A 19,155-nucleotide genomic window follows, 5' to 3' on the forward strand; every position below is an offset into this window, starting at 1 on the left:
CTTCACGGTGCGGTGTCCGAAACCTGGTTCCGGCGGGTGTGCAGGCGCGCGCGCTCGGCGCGGGCCGCCGCCAGCAGCACGGCGGCGCGGGCGTCGAAGGAGTGCTCGGCGGCGATGCGCTCGGCCACGGCGGCCCGCTCGGCAGCCGACGGCCACGGGCGCGCCGGGTCGAGCAGGTCGGCCAGCTCGTCACGGGAGCGCGCGACCGCGAGCGTCGGGACGTCCAGCACGTCGAGCACGTCGGACAGCCCGGCCACCGAGTCGGTCACGACGACTCCCCCGGACGCCAGCACGTCGAACACCCGGTTCGACACGAAGCCCCCGGCGGCCATGTCGGGCCAGTGGTCGTTGAGCACCACACGCGCCGAGGCGTAGGCCGCCGCGACCTCGGCCCGGGTCAGCGACGGTTCGCCGAGCGACTCTGCCGGGACGACCTCGTCCCACCCCGGACCGTGCACGCGCAGATCGGCACCGAGCGCGACCGCGTCGGTCACCATGGGTCGCGCGGCGCCGCGAGTCGAGCCGACGAACACCACGCGGTCGGCATCGGGGCTCGTCGCCGTGCGCGCGCCCGGGTGGAACACGGCCGGCTCGGTCGCCTGCAGCAGCGTCCGGACCGGCACGCCCGCACGCGCAGCGGCTGCGGCTGCCCACACCGACCCGGCCGCGAACACCGCGTCGAACGACCGCAGTTCGGTGTCGGCGACGTCGTCGGGGTGACTGATCACCCAGAGCAGGTTCACCGACGCCGGGTTCGGCGGCACCCGGTCGAGGCCCCGGATCACCAGCGTGACGTCGTCCGAGGCATCGTCGGCCCGCACGTGGGCGTCACGTCGGTCGATCCGGACGCGCTGCCCCAGCCGCTCGAGTGCCCCGGCGAGCTCGGCGGCGAAGTGCACGTCGCCCCAGCCGTCGCCCTCCGGCCCGGCGGGCGCAGCGATCTTGAGCGACCAGTTGAGGTGTTCGGCGTCACCGCCGGTCACGCGCGCGGCCGGGGCCACCGGCCGGGCACCCCAGGGCGGCAGGGGCGGTCCGGCGACGACACCGTCGCCCTCGGACGCGCGGTCACGCCAGGCGGCGAACGCGTCGACGGTGGCGTCGTCGACCGTGCGGCCGGCCTCGACCGAGCGGGTCGCCTCGCCGACGACGCGCACCGGTCCGCCGTGGGCATCGGCGACCGCGCGGCTCCAGGCCGTCAGGGTCATGCGTTCGTCCGGAAGGCACGGTGCCGGCACCAGCGCCGCCCCCGGCACCGAGAGCACCGGCTGGTCCGCCGCGAAGACGGTGTCGACGTCGGTCACGGCGTCGGCGCGGTCGTCCGACCAGGGCAGGGCACCAGGGCGCAGCAGCCGGGCCCCGGAGCGGAGCGTGCCGTCCGGCATCCGGACCCGGGCCTGCGCGACCGAGCCCGCCGCCGCCAGCGCGTGCAGTGCCGGCGCGTCGACCGAGACCGAGGTGTCGACCACCACGAGCGTCCGGCCCACACCGGCTGCGACACCGGCGTTGATCGCCGAGCCGAGGCCGTCGACGGGTCCCGGTCGGACCCACGGCAGGCGACGGCCGAACGGGTCGACCGGCGACGCGTCCGCGACGTAGCTCACGGCCCGGACGTCGACCCCGCGACCGAAGGCATCACGGGCGACCGACACGAGCCGGGCGACCTCGGCGTGCCGGTCCGAACGGGTCGTGACGAGGACCGTGACGTCGTGGTCGAGCCGCGGCAGCGGGTCCGGGAACCCGGTCACGGGAACGACGGACGCCGCCGTCACGGACGCGGGACGGGCCTCCTGGCCGGGGTGGCCGGGGTGGCCGGGGTGGCCGGAGGTCGTCGCATCCGGACGGCGGCGTCGACCGAACCAACCGGGGGTGGGGGTCACGTGCGGAGCTAGACGCCGAGGAGTCGCTGCAGGTAGACGCCGTAGCCGCCCTTGACCAGCGGCGCGGCGAGCTCGGCGAGCTGCGCGTCGTCGATCCAGCCGTTCCGCCAGGCGATCTCCTCGATGCAGCCGATCTTGAAGCCCTGACGGTCCTCGATGACCTTCACGTACTCCGACGCCTGCATCATCGACTCGAACGTGCCGGTGTCGAGCCACGCGGTGCCGCGGTCGAGGACCTGGACGCCGAGCTCGCCGGCCTCGAGGTAGCGCTCGTTGACCGTGGAGATCTCGAGCTCGCCGCGGGCGCTCGGCTCGATCGTCTTGGCGATCTCGATGACCTTGTTGTCGTAGAAGTACAGGCCGGGGACGGCGTAGTTCGACTTCGGCTCGGCCGGCTTCTCCTCGATGGAGACGGCGGTGAAGTCGTCGTCGAACTCCACGACGCCGTACGCCTTCGGATCGGCCACGTGGTACGCGAAGATCGTCGCACCCTGGACGTCGGTGTTCTTCCGGAGGTTCGTGCCGAGGCCGGTGCCGTGGAAGATGTTGTCGCCGAGGACGAGCGCGACGCTGTCGTCACCGATGAACTCCTCGCCGATGACGAAGGCCTGGGCCAGACCGTCCGGGGACGGCTGCACGGCGTACTCGATCTCCATGCCGAACGCCGACCCGTCGCCGAGCAGGGCCCGGAACTGGTCGTTGTACTCCGGCGTCGTGATGACCAGCACCTGTCGGATGCCGGCCATCATCAGGGTCGACAGCGGGTAGTAGACCATCGGCTTGTCGTAGATCGGCATGAGCTGCTTGCTGATGCCCTTGGTGATGGGCCAGAGGCGCGTGCCGGAACCGCCGGCGAGGATGATGCCCTTCATCGGTGTCCCGTCCCTTACTTCTTCGTCCGGAGCGATTCGGTGTACGCGACGCACTCCTCGTACGTCGGCAGCAGGCCCTGTGCCGCGGCTTCCTCGAGGGTGGGGGCGCTGGTGTCCTTCTCGGACAGCACCAGCTCGCCGAGGCCCTCGGGCAGGTCGAGCCCGACCGTCGGGTCGAGGATCGTGATCCCCTTCTCGCGCTCGGGGTCGTAGTGCGCGCTGACCAGGTAGTTCACGGTCGACTGGTCCTCGAGCGCGACGATCGCGTGGCCGAGCCCCTCGGACAGGTAGACGGCCTTGCGGTCGACGTCGTCGATCCGGACGGAGTCCCACTGGCCGAACGTCGGGGACCCGACGCGGATGTCGACGATGTAGTCGATGAACGCCCCGCGCACGGCGGTGACGTACTTCGCCTGGCTCGGCGCGACGAGGGCGTAGTGGATGCCGCGGGCGACACCGGCCGCGGAGATCGACATGTTCACCTGGCGGAGGTCGAGCGGGTGACCGACGGTCTCCTCGACCACGTCGGCGCGGTACGCCTCGAGGAATGCTCCTCGTGCGTCGCCGTGCTGGACGGGCGTGAACTCCCACGCGCCAGGGATCTTCAGTTCGCGGATCTGCACCGGGGAAGCCTAGCAAGCCGTGAGTTCGCATAGGCTGTCCTGGTTCTGTGCCCCGCGCCCCGCGCGCTGCGACTCCCGAAACGAGACCAAGCGAGCCCGTGAAGCTATTCGTCCAGATCCCCTGCCTCAACGAGGAGAACACCCTCGCCAGCGTCATCGACTCCATCCCGCGGGAGATCGACGGCATCGACGAGATCGAGATCCTCGTGATCAACGACGGCAGCACCGACCGCACCGTCGAGGTCGCCAAGGAGCACGGCGTCAAGCACTTCGTGCACCACACCACGAACATGGGCCTCGCCCGCTCGTTCCGTGACGGGGTCGACTACGCACTGCTGCACGGTGCGGACATCGTCGTGAACACCGACGGGGACAACCAGTACCCGCAGGCACAGATCGCCGAGCTCGTGCAGCCGATCCTCCGGAAGGAAGCCGAGATCGTCATCGGCGACCGGCAGACGCGCACCATCGAGCACTTCTCCGGCTTCAAGAAGGTCATGCAGCGCTTCGGCTCGTGGGTCGCCAGCCGCGCTGCCGGGCTCGACCTGCCCGACGCGGCGAGCGGGTTCCGCGCGTACTCGAAGTACTCGCTCATCCGCCTGAACATCGTGACGCGCTTCAGCTACTGCATGGAGACCATCGTGCAGGCCGGCTACAAGCGCCTGGCGATCGCGTCGGTGCCGATCACGACGAACCCGAAGACCCGCGAGTCGCGGCTCTTCAACAACATCTTCCAGCACATGTTCGAGTCCGGCTCGGCGATCGCCCGCGTCTACCTGATGTACCGGCCCATGGCACTGTTCCTCTGGGTCGCCGCGGTGCTCGGTGCACTCGGACTCTGGCCGCTCATCCGCTACCTGGTGCTCCTGGCGATGCAGACGGGCGGCAACCACCTGCAGTCGATCATCCTCGGTGTCGTCCTGCTCATCACGGCGCTCCTGTCCATAGTCATCGGCGTCGTGGCCGATCTCACCCGCCTCAACCGCACGCTGGCCGAGGAGCAGCTCGACCTGCAGAAACTGCAGCGGTATGGCGACTGACACGGCCCCGGCCGTGTCGCGCTCCGACGTCCGACCCGCGGTCGGGCGGCGCGAGCGCATCCTCGTGATCGCGTTGACGGTGGCGTTCGCCGCCGTCCTCGCGGTCTGGGCCGTCGTCACCACGACGTACAAGGCCCCGGACGAGCCGACCCACGTCGACGCCGTGCTGCACCTGGCGATCGGTGACGGCTGGCCAGCGCCCGGCGCGATGCACTACCTCAACGCGGTGCACGACACCCAGATCAGCAACATGCGGCAGTCGACCGACGTGAACCAGACGTGGGGCGAGCTGCTCCGCGAGTTCCCGGGCGTGCACCCGACGAGCATCGACCAGATGTCGCAGCATCCCGCCACGTACTACGCCCTGGCCGCCGGGGTCCTGCAGCTGGTGCACTTCGAGGACCTCCGCTGGGACCTCGCCGTGATGGTGCTGCGACTGTTCGACGCCCTGCTCGTCCTGCCGCTGCCGTTCCTGGCGTGGGCGACCGTGCGTCGGCTGACGCGGTCACCACGGGCCGCCCTGGTCGGCGGTGCCGCGGTGTTCGCCCTGCCCGAGGTCGCCTCGATCGGCACCTCGGTCACGAACGACGCGCTCATGCTGCCCTTGGCCGGGGCGCTCGTGTACTTCGTGGTGCGACTGCTCACCGGCGACCTGCGGGTCCGCACGACCATCTGGATCGGGCTGCTGCTCGGCGCGATGCTGCTCGTCAAGGGCACCGCGCTCCCCGCGATCCCGTTCGTGGGCATCGCCGTGATGGCCGCCGGCTGCACCCGGGCGACCGTCTGGCGGAACGCGCTCCGGACGCTGTGGACCCTGGGGCTCGCCGCCGTCGTCGGCGGCTGGTGGTGGTTGCGGAACATCCTCGTGTACCGCGACATCCAGCCGGACGGCATGGCCGGCGCACGTCCGCCGATGCCGTTCCCGGCCGGCACCGCGGCCAGCCCCGAGGTGTTCCTCCGCGACTACTGGAACGGCGTCACCCGGACCTTCTGGGGCAGCGTCGGTGGTCTCACCCAGTTCCAGCTCGCCCAGGTCCTGATCGACGGGCTGACCATCGCGTCGCTCGTCGGCATCGTCGTCTGGGGCTTCCGCCGCGGTCCGTCGCTCCGCCCGGCGATCGTGCTGGCGTCGTTCCCCGTCATCCTCATCGCCCTGCACCTGCAGAGCGGGTGGGGCGGGTACGTCCGGAGCACCATCGTCGCCGGCACCCAGGGGCGCTACTACTACCCGACGCTCATCGCCCTCATCGCCCTGAGCGCCCTCGCCTGGCGCCGGGTCACCGTGACGGCAGCCGGCACCACCCGGCTCGCCGTCGGGATGTCGATCGCGGCGATGGCCATCGCGCTGTACGGCGTCGTCTACGCGCTGCGGGCCTTCGGGCGCGACGCCGCCTTCTGGGTCGACGAGTTCGCGGTCGGCCGGTTCGACCGCTACGGCATGGTGCCCGCCGGCACGAACTTCACCCTCGTCGCCGTCGCCGCGGTCGCACTGACCGTCACCGCCGTGCTGCTCGTCCGGTTCATGCGCCGTCCGGAGGTGCCCGCGTGAGCGCCCCGCGACCGCTCGTCGGCCGGCACGAGTGGGTCCTGCTCGGCACCGTGACGCTGGCCTGGCTCGCCTTCCTGCTGACCTTCGCCCTCGTCACCCCGGCCTTCGGGGCACCCGACGAGCCCGCACACGTCGACGCCGCGTTCCGCCTCGCGCTCGGACTCGGCTGGCCGCACGGCGGCGAGATGCACTACCTCGCCGCCGTGCGGCAGATCGTCGAGCACCCGGCACCTGCCGTCGACCGCCCCACGGTCGACGCGCTGCTGGCGGCGGTGCCCGGGGACTCCCCCGCGATCGACCCGATGTCCCAGAACCCGCCGACGTACTGGTTGGTGGCCGCCGGGATCCTGCGCGTCATCCGGTTCGGCTCGCACGACTGGGCGACCTCGGTGCTCGTGCTCCGCGTGTTCGACGTGCTGCTCGTCACCGCGCTGCCGGTCCTGGTCTGGGCGACGGTCCGTCGGGTGACCCGCTCGCCCCGCACCGCACTCGTCGCCCCGGTCCTGCTCTTCGCCGTCCCGCAGTTGGCGCAGGTCGCCTCCGGCGTCACGGTGTGGGCACCGGTCGTCCTGCTCGGCGCCGTGCTCGTCTGGCTGAGCGCACGCGTGCTGACCGGCGACCGTTCGTGGTGGACCACCGCCGGGCTCGCCGTCGCCGTCACCGGGCTGGCCGCACTGAACGCGCTCGGGCTCCTGGCGATCCCGTTCGTCGTCCTCGTGTCCGTCCTGGCACCGGGCCGGACGTGGGGTCGCCGGGCCCTGCACGCCGGCGTGGTCGTCCTCGCTGCCGTCGCCGTGTCCGGCTGGTGGTGGGTGCGGACGCTGCTCGTGAGCGGGACGCCCCTGCCCGACGCCCTGCGCGCCGTCACGACCGTGCAGCCGTACCCGGCGGGCGGTGCGAACCCCGGGGCGTTCGCCGGGCGCCAGTGGGACGGCCTGACCGCCTCGTTCTTCGGCGCACTCGGTGCGAACCAGTGGCCGTTGCCGGCGATGGTCATCGACACGCTCGCGGTCGTCGGACTGGCCGTCATCGGGTGGTCGTACGCGCGCCGGGCTCCGGGCCGCCGGGTGACCACGATCCTGCTCGTCTGGCCGACCGTCGTCCTCGTCGCGACCCTCGCCTACAACTGGCGGAACTACCTCGGCACGCACCAGGGCAACGGGCTGCAGGGCCGGTTCCTGTTCGTCGCGGTCGTCGCGCTCGTGCTCGCCCAGGCGGTCGCGTGGCACGCCCTCGTCGTCCGTCCGGAGCTCCGCCGACGCCTGGCCCGGCTGGCGGTCGTCGGTTCGCTCGCGATCGGCACGTACGGCATCGGCCTGACCTACCGCGGCGGGTGGGAGAACACGCAGTTCCGCATCACGCCCGGCGGGATCTCCGCGATGGCCGGCGGCGCAGTCACCGGGCCGTTCGTGATCCTGCTGGTCGCCATCGTGTTCGCGGCCGCCGCCGTCGCCACCGTCGTCCTGGTGTGGCGCACCTCCGCCGACCCCACCAGCGGCCCGCTAGAATCGCCGCCGACCCACGAACCGACCGTCAGGAAAGAGAACTCGTGAAGATCCTCGTCACCGGAGGAGCCGGCTTCATCGGCTCGAACTTCGTCCGCCGCACGCTGGAGGACGCGTACCCCGGCCTCGAGGGCGCCGAGGTCGTCGTCTACGACGCACTGACCTACTCCGGCAACGAAGCGAACCTCGCCCCGGTCGCCGACTCCCCCCGCTACACCTTCGTGCACGGCGACATCCGCGACGCCGCGAAGCTCGACGAGGTCGTCCCGACCGTCGACGCCATCGTGCACTTCGCCGCCGAGTCCCACGTCGACCGCTCGGTCCGCGACTCCGGCATCTTCGTCGAGACCAACGTCGTGGGCACCCAGCGCCTGCTCGACGCCGCGCTCCGCCACGGCACCGAGCGCTTCGTGCACGTCTCCACCGACGAGGTCTACGGCTCCATCAGCGAGGGCTCGTGGGACGAGGAGCGCCCGCTCGAGCCGAACTCGCCGTACTCGGCGTCGAAGGCCGGCAGCGACCTGCTCGCCCGCAGCTACCACCGCACGCACGGGCTGAACCTCTCGATCACGCGCTGCTCGAACAACTACGGGCCGTACCACTTCCCCGAGAAGGTCATCCCGCTCTTCGTCACCAACCTCATCGACGACGTGCACGTGCCGCTGTACGGCGAGGGCAACAACATCCGCGACTGGCTGCACGTCGACGACCACACCCGTGGCATCGCGATGGTCCTGACCCGTGGCCGCGCCGGCGAGATCTACAACATCGGCGGCGGCACCGAGCTGACCAACAAGGAGCTCACGCAGCTGCTGCTCGACGCGACCGGCAAGGACTGGTCGTACGTCGACCGCGTCGCCGACCGTCTCGGCCACGACCTGCGCTACTCGGTCGACATCTCGAAGATCCAGGCCGAGCTCGGCTACGAGCCACTCGTGCCGTTCGAGCAGGGCCTGGCCGACGTCGTGCAGTGGTACCGCGACAACCGCGCCTGGTGGGAGCCGCTCAAGCAGCGTGCGGCCCTGAGCTGAACCGGCACACCGTGACCAGGTACCTCATCACCGGCGCCGCCGGCATGCTCGGCCAGGACCTCCAGGCCGCACTCGCCGGCCGCGACGTCACCGCGCTGTCGCGGGCGGACCTCGACATCACCGACCCGGCCGCGGTGGACGCCGCCGTCGCCGGGCACGACGTCGTGATCAACTCGGCCGCCTACACGAAGGTCGACGACGCGGAAGACCACGAGGACGACGCCCACGCGGTCAACGCGACGGGGCCGAAGCTCCTGGCCCAGGCCGCGGTCCGTCACGGCGCGAAGCTCGTCACCGTGTCGACCGACTACGTCTTCGACGGCAACGGCACCGCGCCCTACGCCGAGGACGCCCCGACCGACCCGATCAACGCCTACGGCCGCACCAAGGCCGCCGGCGAGGCGTTCGTGCGCGCGATCGCCCCGGACACCTCGTTCGTCGTCCGCACCGCGTGGATCTACGGCGCGCACGGGCCGAACTTCGCCGCGACGATGCTCCGGCTCGCGGGATCGCACGACACCGTCAGCGTCGTCACCGACCAGGTCGGCCAGCCGACGTGGACGGGCGACCTCGCCGCGCGGATCGTCGAGCTCGTCGACGGGGACGCCCCCGCGGGCATCTACCACGGGACGAACGCCGGCCAGGGTTCCTGGTTCGACTTCACGCAGGCCATCTACCGCGAACTCGGGCTCGACCCGGAGCGCGTGCTGCCCACCGACAGCGCCGCCTTCGTCCGGCCGGCGCCGCGCCCGGCGTACAGCGTGCTCGGCCACGACGGCTGGTCGCGTGCCGGACTCGCGCCGATGCGCGACTGGCGCGACGCGTTGCACGCTGCGGTCGCGGCGGGTGCGCTGACGGCGTAGGCACGGCTCTCGACCGGGAGGCGCGGGTCGGGTTCCGCACACCGCGGACCCGACCCGCGCCTCCTGTCCGACCACCGACCGCGCCCAGGGGGCGCCGGGACCACCCTGGTAGTGTCGGGCAGCCGAGCGCGGGGCCGGCCCTCGGCCCCCTGACCACGGGTCCACGAACCACGACGAGGAGCACAGCACCATGACCACCCTCCACGTCATCGTCGACCAGATCGTCGCGCCCGTGCCGGGCGGCATCGGGCGCTACGCCGAGGAGCTCGCGCGACACCTCGTCGAGCACGCGCCGAGCGGCTGCGAGGTCGCGGGTGTGGTCTCCGCCGTCGGGTCCGACGAAATGGCGCACCTGCGGACGCTCCTGCCCGGACTGTCCGACCTGCAGCGACTGCCGCTGCCACGTCGTGAGCTGTCGCTCGCCTGGCAGGGCGGGTTCGTGGGCGGCATCGCGAAGGGGATGGTGCACGCGCCGAGCGTGCTCGCACCACTGGTGAAGCACGACCGTTTCCAGGACCCGGGCCGGCAGACCGTGGTGACCGTGCACGACGTGGTGCCGTGGACCAACCCCGAGACGCTCACGCCGCGCGGCGTCCACTTCCACAAGGCGATGGTGAAGCGGGCGTGGAAGCACGCCGACGCCGTCGTGGTGCCGACCCACGCCGTGGCGGGGGCGCTGAACGAGATCCACCGGTTCGACGACCGGCTCCGCGTGATCGGCGGTGCCCCGAGCGGACGCCTCCGCCTGCCCGTCGACGCCGACCTGCGCGCCGAGCGCCTCGGCCTGCCCGAACGCTACGTGCTCGCGGTCGGCACGCTCGAGCCGCGCAAGGCCCTCGCGTCCTTGATCGAGGCGATGGCCCACCCGGACGCCCCCGCCGACGTGCCCCTCGTCATCTCCGGTCCGGACGGCTGGGGCGACGTCGACGTGTACGGCACCGCGGAGCGCGCGGGACTGTCGCGCGACCGGGTGAAGGTCCTCGGCCGCATCGACGACGCGGACCTCGCGGTGGTCTACGACCGTGCGACGGTGTTCGTGTTCCCCAGCCTCGCCGAGGGCTTCGGCCTGCCCGTGATCGAGGCGATGAGCTTCGGCACCCCGGTGATCCACTCCGACGACCCTGCCGTGGCCGAGGTCGCGTCGGACGCCGGCGTCACCGTCGCCCGGTCACCGCGGGAGTCCTACCCCACACGGCTCGCACAGGCCGTCTACCAGGTCGTGAACGACCCGCAACTGTCCAGCCGGCTGGCCGTGGCGGGGCCGGACCGTGCACGCATGTACGACTGGTCCGACTCCGCCGCGGAGACCTGGCAGCTGCACGCCGACCTCTGACGGCCGGAGCGCGTCAGCCCTTGTACGCGTAGGTGCTGACCCAGTCGATGTACAGGTGCCCCGCGTCGCCCCAGTCGCCCACCTGGAACATGTAGCGGTGCGCGGTCTTCGGCACGTGGGTCGTGATCGTCTTGATCACCTTGCCGTCGAGGCGGTACCGCACGGACTTCCCGGGCACCCACTCGATGGAGTACGTGTGCCACGAGCGCCACGAGACGCCGGTGCTCAGGCTCGTCGCGTTGGCCTCCTGGCCCGCGATCATCGAGTGGTGGTGCAGCATCGGCTGCTGGTCGAAGTTGGCCTCGGGGTAGTCGATCTCCCCGTCGGCCCAGCGGTCGGACGACGGCCAGAGCATGAAGGCCGCGCCGTTGCCGGCACCGCCCGTGGCCTTGGCGCGGACGATGAACTTGCCGCCCTTGTGGCCCCAGGCTCCCGTCGGCGTGCCGAAGGTGCCGGCGGCGCCGTGCTTGCCGTCGAGCTTGACGTCCATGTACCCGTTGTGGGAGCTGATCTGCGAGCCCGAGTAGTACATGCCGCCGGTCCCGTCCGGGTACGGCTGCCACGAGTTGGCGTACTTCTTGGCGAAGGCGCCCTTGGCGCTGGCCGCGGTGCTGAACTGCTCGCGGAAGGTCTGCTTGAAGTTCCCGACGTCGCCGAGCGGTGCCGAGCTGGCGGTCGCTGCGGTCCCCTGACCGAGCGGTCCGGCGACGAGTGCTGCTCCGAGGAGCACGACGGCGAGTGCGGCCCTCCTGGTGGTGCGCTTCTGCATGAGGTCGGTCACTCCCTGACGTGACTGTTCGCACCCGTTCCCGTGGATGCCGGACGCCGGATCTCGGCTACCCGGCGTTCACGGTAGTTGCTGTCCACAATCTGCGCCCGGGGGTTGACACGACTGAGCACCCCCAGTACACGGGGCTTGCGCGAGGATCTGCCGTCGGGCAAGAAGCCCTGGTCAGTGCGCGTGGCGTGGCATCGGCATCGTTCGGATCAGCTGCGCGCCGACGTCGCGTGGTGAGGTCAGGGCCGTGCGCGACGGCGCCGAGCGACCACGGCGAGCACGACGGCGGCCACCACGGCGAGGACGGCGACGACCGCTGCGGTCTCGGCGACGTGGAGTGCCGCGAACCACGAGTCGAACTGCGACTTCGTCGCCACGACGTCCTGGCCCGCGCCACGGAACCACCCCGCCACGGGGTTCACCGGTCCGGCCGCGCCCGCAGCGACCACGCAGACCACCGCGGCGACGACGGCGACCGCGGAGAGGACGAGGACGGGGACGGCACGGCGCATCCCGCTACCGTAGCGCGGCTCGGACCCCGCAGCGGCGGCCTCAGAGCGAGTCGCGGAGGCGCGCCGCCTTCTCCTCGACCAGGCGCTCGAGCCCGTCGGCGTACTCGGTCAGGCGAGCGGCGACGACCGGCTCCGAGGAACCGATGATGCGCGCGGCCAGCAGACCGGCGTTGGCGGCACCGTTGATCGCCATCGTCGCGACCGGGATCCCCGCCGGCATCTGCACGATCGAGAGCAGCGAGTCGAGGCCGTCGAGACGCGCGAGCTGCACCGGGACACCGATCACCGGGAGCGTCGTCATCGAGGCCACCATGCCCGGCAGGTGTGCCGCGCCACCGGCCCCGGCGATGACGACCCGGATGCCACGAGCAGCGGCGCCGCGGGCGAAGCGGGTCATCTTGTCCGGCGTGCGGTGCGCCGACACGACGTCCGCCTCGAACGCGATGCCGAGTTCGGTGAGGATGTCCGCCGCGGCACGCATGGTCGGCCAGTCGGAGTCCGACCCCATGATGATCGAGACGAGCGGCTGTGCGGGTGCGGCGGTGTCGGTCACGCGACGAGCCTAGCCGAGCAGCACGCGTCGCCAGGTGTCGCCGTCACGGCCGATCGTGCGCTCCTCGGCGACCCAGCGGGCCGCCCCCTCGTCCAACCGGCCACGTTCGACGGCGGTCCGGACGGCGTCCCGCCACGCCGACACGTCGTCCGGCACGGCCACGGCCCCGTGGGCCCGTGCGACGGCGTAGGACGGACGGTCGGACACCACGGCGGGCAGCCCGAGCGCGGTGTACTCGAGGAACTTCAGGTCGCTCTTCGCGCGGTTGAACTCCTCGTCGCGGAGCGGTGCGACGCCCGCCCGCCAGCGCTCCCGGTGCGCAACGAGCCATCGGGAGAACGCCGGGTAGTGCCCGTCGGGGACCTCGACCCGGCGGAACCAGTCGGCACCGCCCTCGTCGGTCACCCCGATGACCTCGAGCCGGATCGGGGTGCCGTCGGCGGTGGTGAGGTCGGCGAAGACGTCACGCAGGAGCTCGAGGTCGGCGGCGTGGGTGAGCGTGCCCATGTACAGCACGCGGTGCTCCCCCGCGGGCCGCTCGTCGTCGTCCGCGGTGGGGCCGGCAGTCCAGATCGTCGGGTCGAGGGCGTTCGGCACGACGACGACGTCCCGCGCCACCGGACGGACCACGTCGGCGAGTTCGGGCGTGCTCACGACGACGGTGTCGGCACCGCGCACCAGGGCATCGATCGAGGCGAGCCGGTCGGGGTCGTACTCGGCGCGGGCCAGACGTGCGCGTCCGGACTCGGTGAAGAAGTCGTCGTCGACCTCGGCCACGACGCGGATGCCCCGGGAAGCGGCTGCCGCCAGGAAGGCCTGCACGTCGGCACGGGGAAGGATGTCCCGCTGCACCAGGAGTGCGGCGTAGGGCGCCTGGTCGGAGCCGTCGACGAACGCTGCCGGGTCCACCTGCCGCACCTCGGCGGTGCCGCTCGCGGCCAGGTGCTCGGTGCGGCGGACGACACGGACGTGTGCCGAGGCCGGGTGGGCGCCGCCACCGCCCGCGACGACGTAGCCGAGGACGGGCAGGGGCGCCGGCTGCGGTGGGGCACCTGCGACGGCGCGGCGCAGGCGTCCCGCGGCCCGGCGGACGAGATCACGCGGCATGCGCCCATCCTCTCGCACCTGGCACCTGGCACCGTGCGAGGTCAGTCACGAACGGTGCGGGGTTCCGTGCGCGGTGCGAGCCGCAGAGCCTCCCACCGACGACGGAACCTCGCACCGCACGGCGAACGCCGCACGGCGGACGCCGCACGGCGAACGCCGCACGGAGAAGACCCCCTCAGCGCACCGTCACCGTCCGGCACGGCGACGCCCTGCGGTCCGCTCCGCTCCCGGTGTTGTGGACGACCGCGCAGACGGTGTGCTTGCCCACCGCAGCCCGGACGGTGCCCGCGAAGCCGTGCGACCCACCGGAGCCCCAGGTCGCGTCCACGTCGGCGCGCTTCCGACCGGCGTCCAGCGACGTCACCCGCTTGCCGTCGACGGTGATCGCCACCCGGCTCGCCGAGGCCACCGCGTCGCCGTCGAACGCCCAGCCGCGCACCGCGATGCCCCGGGTCACGGCCTTCGCGGACTCCAGTTCGGCGTACGGGTCGTGCCGGTAGGCGCGGACGGTCGAGCACCCGAGCGGGGTGTCCGATCCCGCGCCGATGTTCACCGCGGTGACGCAGACGCGGCGAGCGCCGGCCGCGGTGGGCACCACGACGTCGAAGCCGTGGGTCGCGCCGACGCCGGAGCGCGCGTCGACGTCCGGCCGGTCGAGCCCGGCGGTGGTGACGCTGGCCGGGACACCGTCGACGGTGGCCCGGACCCGCACGGGCTGCGTGGGGTCGTCCTCGTCGTAGGCCCACCCGGACACGCGGACGCCGCCGCCGGTGCCGGCGACGGCTTCGAGCGTGCCACGGGGGGTCAGGTCGGCGGCGGGGACACCCAGGCGTGCGTTCGCGACGAGGGCCTGTGCGTAGGTCGGGAACCACTTGCCGGCGGCCGGGGCCCCGTTGCAGGTGCCGTCGCTCGCGCCGGGGGTCTTCACCCACAGCAGGGCGTCGAGCGCCGTACCGTCGGACACCACCCGGGGCGAGGTGCCGAGCCCGGCCCCCGGCCCGTTGCACCAGGTGCCACGCCAGCCCTGCCCGTTGCGCGAAGTGTCGATCACGTAGTGCGAGCCCCCGGTGGCGGCGGACACCTTCTGCGCGTACGCCTGCTCCTGGGCGGTCGGGTAGTAGTTCGCGACGTTCGTGAAGAACCCGCGGGCCTGCTGCACGCCCGCGCTGTTCAGCCGCGACGCCATCAGCGCGGGCTGCACCCAGTTCGAGTTGCCGGCGTCCAGGTAGGCGGGGACCCCGGCGGCGGTCAGCCCGGCGACGGTGCGGGACAGGATCCGGTAGCGCTGCTCGTCGAGCGCGGTGCTGCACTTGGCGTTGCTGAGCATCGCGAGCGAGTCCGGTTCGACGATGACGGCTGCACGGTGCCCGGCGAGCGCCGCGGTGACCTGGTCGACCCAGGCGTCGTAGGACCCCTCGTCGAAGCCGCCGGCGGAGTACCCGCCGCAGTCACGGTCGGGGATCGCGTAGAGCACGAACACGGGGGTGGTGCCGGACTGTTCGGCACCGGTGAGGGCGGTGCTGATGGTCTTGGTCAGCTGCGTCCCCTGACTCCAGTCGCCGAGCCAGGTCGCGACGGGGTACCCGGCGATCTTCGCCGCCGCAGCGGCCCCGGCCGGGTCGGTGGCGGCCAGGGCGGCCTGCGCCTTCGCGGCCTCGCTCGTCGGCGACCGGTACGGCCCGGCGCCGTAGAGCGACGCGGACGTGGCCGAGCGGATGGTCGAGGCCGAGGTCGCTGCGGACGCGGTCGCGGTCGGCAGCAGGCCGGCGACGGCTGCGACGAGGGCGATGGCTGCGCCGCAGACGGCGGCACGACGCGGACGGCGGCGCATGGGGGCTCCCTGGACGGTGGGCACGGACTGTACCAGGGGAACATGCGCTCCCAGCCCCCGCCAGCCTCCCGAGCGGGTGCCACCCGAGGGGGTGTCCGCAGAGCGACCGACGAGTGTGTCCCGCACCCGTGACGGACGGGAGGCCCGTGGCGGCGTCGCCACGGGCCTCCCGTCCGTCAGCCGGTCACGTCGAGGACGCGACCCGGTGTCGCGGACACCGTCTCAGTCGTCGAAGTGCGCCGCGGCCGCGCGGGCACGGTAGACGACGTCGTCGACGTCGTCGCCGAGCACCGTGACGTGCCCGATCTTCCGGCCGGGCCGGGGTGCCTTGCCGTAGAAGTGGTACTTCGCCTCGGGGAAGGCCTCGAGCGCTGCGGGGTACCGGGCGGCGAGGTCGCCGTCCGCGGGTCCGCCGAGCACGTTCACCATGACGGACGCGGGGGCGAACGAGCCGGTGGCACCGAGCGGCAGGTCGAGGACGGCGCGCAGGTGCTGTTCGAACTGGCTCGTGGTGGCGCCGTCGATGGTCCAGTGCCCGGTGTTGTGCGGACGCATCGCGAGCTCGTTGATGAGGATGCGCTCGTCGTCGGTCTGGAACAGCTCGACCGCCAGCACACCGGTCACACCGAGCTCTTCCGCGATGCGGACGGCGATCGACTCGGTCAGGTCCGCGATCCGGCCGGCGCTGTCCGGGGCCGGTGCGATGACCTCGGCGCAGACCCCGTCGCGCTGCACGGTCTCGACGAGTGGCCAGGCGACGACCTGCCCGGAGGGACGGCGTGCCACGGACTGCGCGAGCTCGCGGGTGAAGGGGACGAGCTCCTCGACCAGGAGCGCCTGGTCACCGCCGGCCTCGGCCACGGCGATGAACCAGTCGTCGACGTCGGACGCGTCGGAGACGACCCGGACGCCCTTGCCGTCGTACCCGCCCCGCGGCGTCTTGACGACGGCACGGCCACCGTGGTCCGCCAGGAACGCTCGGAGGTCGTCGGGCCCCTGCACGGCGGCCCAGTCGGGCACCGGCAGCCCGAGTTCGCTCAGCCGGCGACGCATGGTGATCTTGTCCTGGGCGACGGCCAGCGCGTCCGGTCCGGGGTGGACCGACACGCCCGCGTCGACCAGGCTGCGCAGGACGTCCTGCGGCACGTGCTCGTGGTCGAAGGTCACGACGTCGACCTGTCGGGCGAACTCGAGCACCGTGGCGGCGTCGTGGTAGTCGCCCTCGGCGGTGGCAGCGATCGCGGCGGACATGCCCGGCCCCTCGGCGAGCACCCGGATGTCGATCCCCAGTTCGACCGCGGCCGGCACCATCATCCGTGCCAGCTGTCCCCCACCGATGACCCCGACGCGCAACGCCATGCTGTGTGATCCTTCCGGCGCTCCCACCGTGCGGTGGGAACGCGTTGTCTACAATCGCTGTTCGGGTCGTGCTCTGCACGACCGGTCACAACTCTACGGATCCTGGAGGGCTCGTGCGGCGCCTCATCGCCCAGCTGGCACGCTTCGGCGTCGTCGGTGCCGTCGGCTTCGTCGTGGACACCACGGTGTTCAACGTGCTGCGCATCACCCTCCTGAACCCCGAGGACGTCCACTCGGGGCCGTTCTGGGCGAAGGTCATCTCCACCGTCGTGGCGATCTTCGTCAACTGGATGGGCAACCGGTACTGGACGTTCCGCGAGCAGCGTCGCGCCGTGGCCACCCGCGAGGGCATCGAGTTCGTCGTCGTGTCGCTCGGTGGCATGGTCATCGCGCTCGCCTGCCTCGGGGTGTCGCACTACGCGATGGGGCTCACCTCGGTGCTGGCCGACAACGTCGCGAACATCATCGGGCTCGTGCTCGGCACGGTCTTCCGGTTCTGGCTCTACAAGGTCTGGGTCTACCACCCCGAGCGCACGGCCACGCAGCCGGCCGCCGCGGACGAGTCGGTGTCCGACGGCCCGCGGGTCCCCCACGACGCCTGACCTAGGATCGGTGGGGTGACGGCCGAGACGACCACCACCCCCGCCCCACCCCGCACCGCGCGCTGGGAACGTGTCGCGATCGCGGTGATCACGGCGACCTTCGGACTCTGGCTGGTGGCGTGGGCGTTGCTCGTCCCGGTGTTCGAGGCCCCGGACGAGACCGCGCACATCGACGCCGCCGTGCACGTCGCCCTCGGGGACGCCTGGGCGGCCCCCGGCGAGCTGCACGTCACCAACGCCGTGCAGGCCGCGAAGGTCGAGCAGGCGACGAAGCCGTCGGACGAGTGGTCGACGGTGAGCGAGCTGCTGCAGAACGCACCAGGACCCTCGGCGACGGTCAACCAGATGACCCAGCACCCGCCGACCGCCTACCTGGCCGGAGCCGCCGTGCTCCGGGCCGTCGACTTCGGCGAGCTCCGCTGGGACCACGCGTTCATCGCGCTCCGCCTGGCCGACGTGCTGGCCGTCACCGCGCTCCCCCTGCTCGCCTGGGCGTCGGTGCGCCGGGTGACCCGCAGCCCCCGCGCCGCGCTGATCGGGGCCCTCGCCGTGTTCGCGACGCCCGAGCTCGCGTCCATCGGCTCGTCGTTCTCGAACGACGCCCCGGTGCTGCTCGTCGCCGGGATCGTCGTCTGGCTCGCCACCCGTCTGCTCACCGGCGACACCCGCTGGCGCACCACGATCGCACTGGCGGTGGTCCTCGGGGCCCTGGTCTGGATCAAGGGCACCGGGTTGCCGGCGGTGCCGTTCGTCGCGGTGGTGGTGCTGTTCGCCGGTGCCGGGGTGCTGTCCCTGCGGCAACGGATCGTCCGCACGGTCGTCACGATGGCGGTCTCCGGCGGCATCGGTGCCTGGTGGTGGCTGCACAACCTCGTGTCGTACGGCCGGATCCAGCCGAACGGCTACACGGCGATGCGGCCCCCGAAGGACTTCCCGCCGGGCGAGAGCCCCACGCTCGGACACTTCCTCGACGTCAGCTGGGGCACCCTGTCGCGCACGTTCTGGGGCAGCTTCGGCGGTCGGGCCCAGGTGACCATCGGCGACCTGCTCACCGCCGTCCTGACCCTGGTCGCCCTCGTGGTGCTCGTCGGCTGGGCGTTCCGCCGGGGCCCGGACCTGCGGGTGGCCCTGTGCCTCGCGGTGTTCCCGGCGCTCCTGATCGGCATCCAGAACCGCACGAGCGCGCACTCGTACCTCACCACCACCGAGGTCGCCGCCACCCAGGGCCGGTACTACTTCCCCGCGATCGTCTGCCTGATCGTGCTGAGCGCGCTCGCGTGGCGACGCCTGGTGCCGGCCGGTCGGGCACGCACCTGGGCAGCAGTGGCGCTGGCCGTCGTGCTGCCCGCGGTGGGCGTGTACGGCTTCGCGGTGGCGTCGGCCTGGTTCTGGAACGCGGCGCTGTTCCCGGTGACCGGCCGCGGGCTGCTGCGGTACTCCGAGATCGGCCCGGTGCCGCCTGCGGTGCTCGCCGTCGTCGTGGCCCTGGTCGCGGTGGGGCTCGTCGCGTCGGTCGTGCAGGTCGCGCGCGCCGACCACAGGGCCCTGTCGACGACGGTTCCCGTCCACTGACACGCCCGGCCGCGGAGCGCCGGGGTGGCACGACGTGCCGCAGGCGCGGCCCCGAGGGGTCGCGAACGGTCGGCAGGCGAGGCCGCAGCCGACACTTCGTGACCCCTCGGCGGACGCGCGCGGCGTGCGGTGGGCGCACCCACGAGAC

The 19,155-nt window shown here is 72.4% G+C and carries 17 protein-coding genes; 8 read left to right on the forward strand and 9 right to left on the reverse strand.

The features are described from left to right. Nucleotides 1-2: 2 nt before the first annotated feature. The 3 genes from DEI96_RS11720 to DEI96_RS11730 form a co-directional block, all read right to left on the reverse strand. On the reverse strand, nt 3-1,745 hold the full coding sequence (locus tag DEI96_RS11720) for a glycosyltransferase (RefSeq protein WP_146246843.1): 1,743 nt from the start codon (nt 1,743-1,745) through the stop codon (nt 3-5). Nucleotides 1,746-1,885: 140 nt separating this feature from the next. After that, nucleotides 1,886-2,749 (reverse strand): glucose-1-phosphate thymidylyltransferase RfbA, encoded by an 864-nt coding sequence (rfbA, locus tag DEI96_RS11725; RefSeq protein WP_110863310.1) that lies wholly within the window; start codon nt 2,747-2,749, stop codon nt 1,886-1,888. 14 nt (nt 2,750-2,763) lie between these two features. After that, a complete protein-coding gene (locus DEI96_RS11730; protein ID WP_110892675.1) occupies nt 2,764-3,372 on the reverse strand; it encodes a dTDP-4-dehydrorhamnose 3,5-epimerase family protein in 609 nt (202 codons plus the stop codon). 98 nt (nt 3,373-3,470) lie between these two features. Here DEI96_RS11730 and DEI96_RS11735 point away from each other — a divergent pair, with 98 nt between their 5' ends. From DEI96_RS11735 to DEI96_RS11760, 6 genes are all read left to right on the forward strand, one after another. Next, entirely contained in the window at nt 3,471-4,412 is a 942-nt protein-coding gene (locus DEI96_RS11735) for a glycosyltransferase family 2 protein (protein WP_071406435.1), read from the forward strand. Then, nucleotides 4,402-5,961 (forward strand): ArnT family glycosyltransferase, encoded by a 1,560-nt coding sequence (locus DEI96_RS11740; RefSeq protein ID WP_111022337.1) that lies wholly within the window; start codon nt 4,402-4,404, stop codon nt 5,959-5,961. Before DEI96_RS11735 ends, DEI96_RS11740 begins: the two co-directional genes overlap by 11 nt. Continuing rightward, nucleotides 5,958-7,514: a glycosyltransferase family 39 protein gene (locus DEI96_RS11745; protein ID WP_111022336.1), complete on the forward strand. Its 1,557-nt coding sequence runs from the start codon at nt 5,958-5,960 to the stop codon at nt 7,512-7,514. Before DEI96_RS11740 ends, DEI96_RS11745 begins: the two co-directional genes overlap by 4 nt. Continuing rightward, complete coding sequence (rfbB, locus tag DEI96_RS11750) at nt 7,511-8,497, forward strand: dTDP-glucose 4,6-dehydratase (protein WP_071406432.1); 987 nt, start codon at nt 7,511-7,513, stop codon at nt 8,495-8,497. The genes DEI96_RS11745 and rfbB overlap by 4 nt, the downstream gene beginning before the upstream one ends. Nucleotides 8,498-8,508: 11 nt before the next feature. After that, the gene (rfbD, locus tag DEI96_RS11755) at nt 8,509-9,360 is read left to right on the forward strand and encodes a dTDP-4-dehydrorhamnose reductase (protein ID WP_111022335.1); all 852 of its coding nucleotides are present in this window, start codon (nt 8,509-8,511) and stop codon (nt 9,358-9,360) included. Between the two features lie 190 nt (nt 9,361-9,550). Further along, nucleotides 9,551-10,693, forward strand: coding sequence for a glycosyltransferase family 4 protein (locus tag DEI96_RS11760; RefSeq protein ID WP_111022334.1), 1,143 nt, complete (start codon nt 9,551-9,553; stop codon nt 10,691-10,693). 13 nt (nt 10,694-10,706) lie between these two features. Here the strand turns inward: DEI96_RS11760 and DEI96_RS11765 are convergent, their stop codons facing one another. From DEI96_RS11765 to DEI96_RS11790, 6 genes are all read right to left on the reverse strand, one after another. After that, a complete protein-coding gene (locus tag DEI96_RS11765) occupies nt 10,707-11,474 on the reverse strand; it encodes a family 16 glycosylhydrolase (RefSeq protein WP_111022333.1) in 768 nt (255 codons plus the stop codon). A 236-nt stretch (nt 11,475-11,710) separates the two neighbouring features. Continuing rightward, nucleotides 11,711-11,983: a hypothetical protein gene (locus DEI96_RS11770; RefSeq protein ID WP_111022332.1), complete on the reverse strand. Its 273-nt coding sequence runs from the start codon at nt 11,981-11,983 to the stop codon at nt 11,711-11,713. Between the two features lie 40 nt (nt 11,984-12,023). Next, complete coding sequence (gene purE / locus DEI96_RS11775; RefSeq protein ID WP_220039099.1) at nt 12,024-12,536, reverse strand: 5-(carboxyamino)imidazole ribonucleotide mutase; 513 nt, start codon at nt 12,534-12,536, stop codon at nt 12,024-12,026. 9 nt (nt 12,537-12,545) lie between these two features. Then, nucleotides 12,546-13,643 carry a glycosyltransferase gene (locus tag DEI96_RS11780; RefSeq protein ID WP_111022331.1) on the reverse strand — a complete coding sequence of 366 codons (1,098 nt, stop codon included), beginning with the start codon at nt 13,641-13,643 and terminating at the stop codon, nt 12,546-12,548. 175 nt (nt 13,644-13,818) lie between these two features. Next, a complete protein-coding gene (locus DEI96_RS11785) occupies nt 13,819-15,474 on the reverse strand; it encodes a glycoside hydrolase family 6 protein (protein WP_220039098.1) in 1,656 nt (551 codons plus the stop codon). A 222-nt stretch (nt 15,475-15,696) separates the two neighbouring features. Then, on the reverse strand, nt 15,697-16,833 hold the full coding sequence (locus DEI96_RS11790; RefSeq protein ID WP_111022330.1) for a 5-(carboxyamino)imidazole ribonucleotide synthase: 1,137 nt from the start codon (nt 16,831-16,833) through the stop codon (nt 15,697-15,699). A 113-nt stretch (nt 16,834-16,946) separates the two neighbouring features. Between DEI96_RS11790 and DEI96_RS11795 the strand changes: the two genes are divergently transcribed. Further along, a complete protein-coding gene (locus tag DEI96_RS11795) occupies nt 16,947-17,435 on the forward strand; it encodes a GtrA family protein (protein ID WP_111022329.1) in 489 nt (162 codons plus the stop codon). 15 nt (nt 17,436-17,450) lie between these two features. After that, nucleotides 17,451-19,007, forward strand: a complete 1,557-nt coding sequence (locus DEI96_RS11800) for a DUF2142 domain-containing protein (protein ID WP_111022328.1) — start codon at nt 17,451-17,453, stop codon at nt 19,005-19,007. Nucleotides 19,008-19,155: the final 148 nt, after the last annotated feature.

This window comes from Curtobacterium sp. MCLR17_031 (genome assembly GCF_003234775.2).
GTDB classification, from domain to species: domain Bacteria; phylum Actinomycetota; class Actinomycetes; order Actinomycetales; family Microbacteriaceae; genus Curtobacterium; species Curtobacterium flaccumfaciens.

What these genes read in the sequence shown, in the direction of transcription:
- rfbA (WP_110863310.1), bottom strand. Translation starts at nt 2,749, where the DNA reads ATGAAGGGCATCATCCTCGCCGGCGGTTCCGGCACGCGCCTCTGGCCC.
- DEI96_RS11740 (WP_111022337.1), top strand. Translation starts at nt 4,402, where the DNA reads ATGGCGACTGACACGGCCCCGGCCGTGTCGCGCTCCGACGTCCGACCC.
- DEI96_RS11760 (WP_111022334.1), top strand. Translation starts at nt 9,551, where the DNA reads ATGACCACCCTCCACGTCATCGTCGACCAGATCGTCGCGCCCGTGCCG.
- DEI96_RS11770 (WP_111022332.1), bottom strand. Translation starts at nt 11,983, where the DNA reads ATGCGCCGTGCCGTCCCCGTCCTCGTCCTCTCCGCGGTCGCCGTCGTC.
- DEI96_RS11780 (WP_111022331.1), bottom strand. Translation starts at nt 13,643, where the DNA reads ATGCCGCGTGATCTCGTCCGCCGGGCCGCGGGACGCCTGCGCCGCGCC.
- DEI96_RS11785 (WP_220039098.1), bottom strand. Translation starts at nt 15,474, where the DNA reads ATGCGCCGCCGTCCGCGTCGTGCCGCCGTCTGCGGCGCAGCCATCGCC.
- DEI96_RS11790 (WP_111022330.1), bottom strand. Translation starts at nt 16,833, where the DNA reads ATGGCGTTGCGCGTCGGGGTCATCGGTGGGGGACAGCTGGCACGGATG.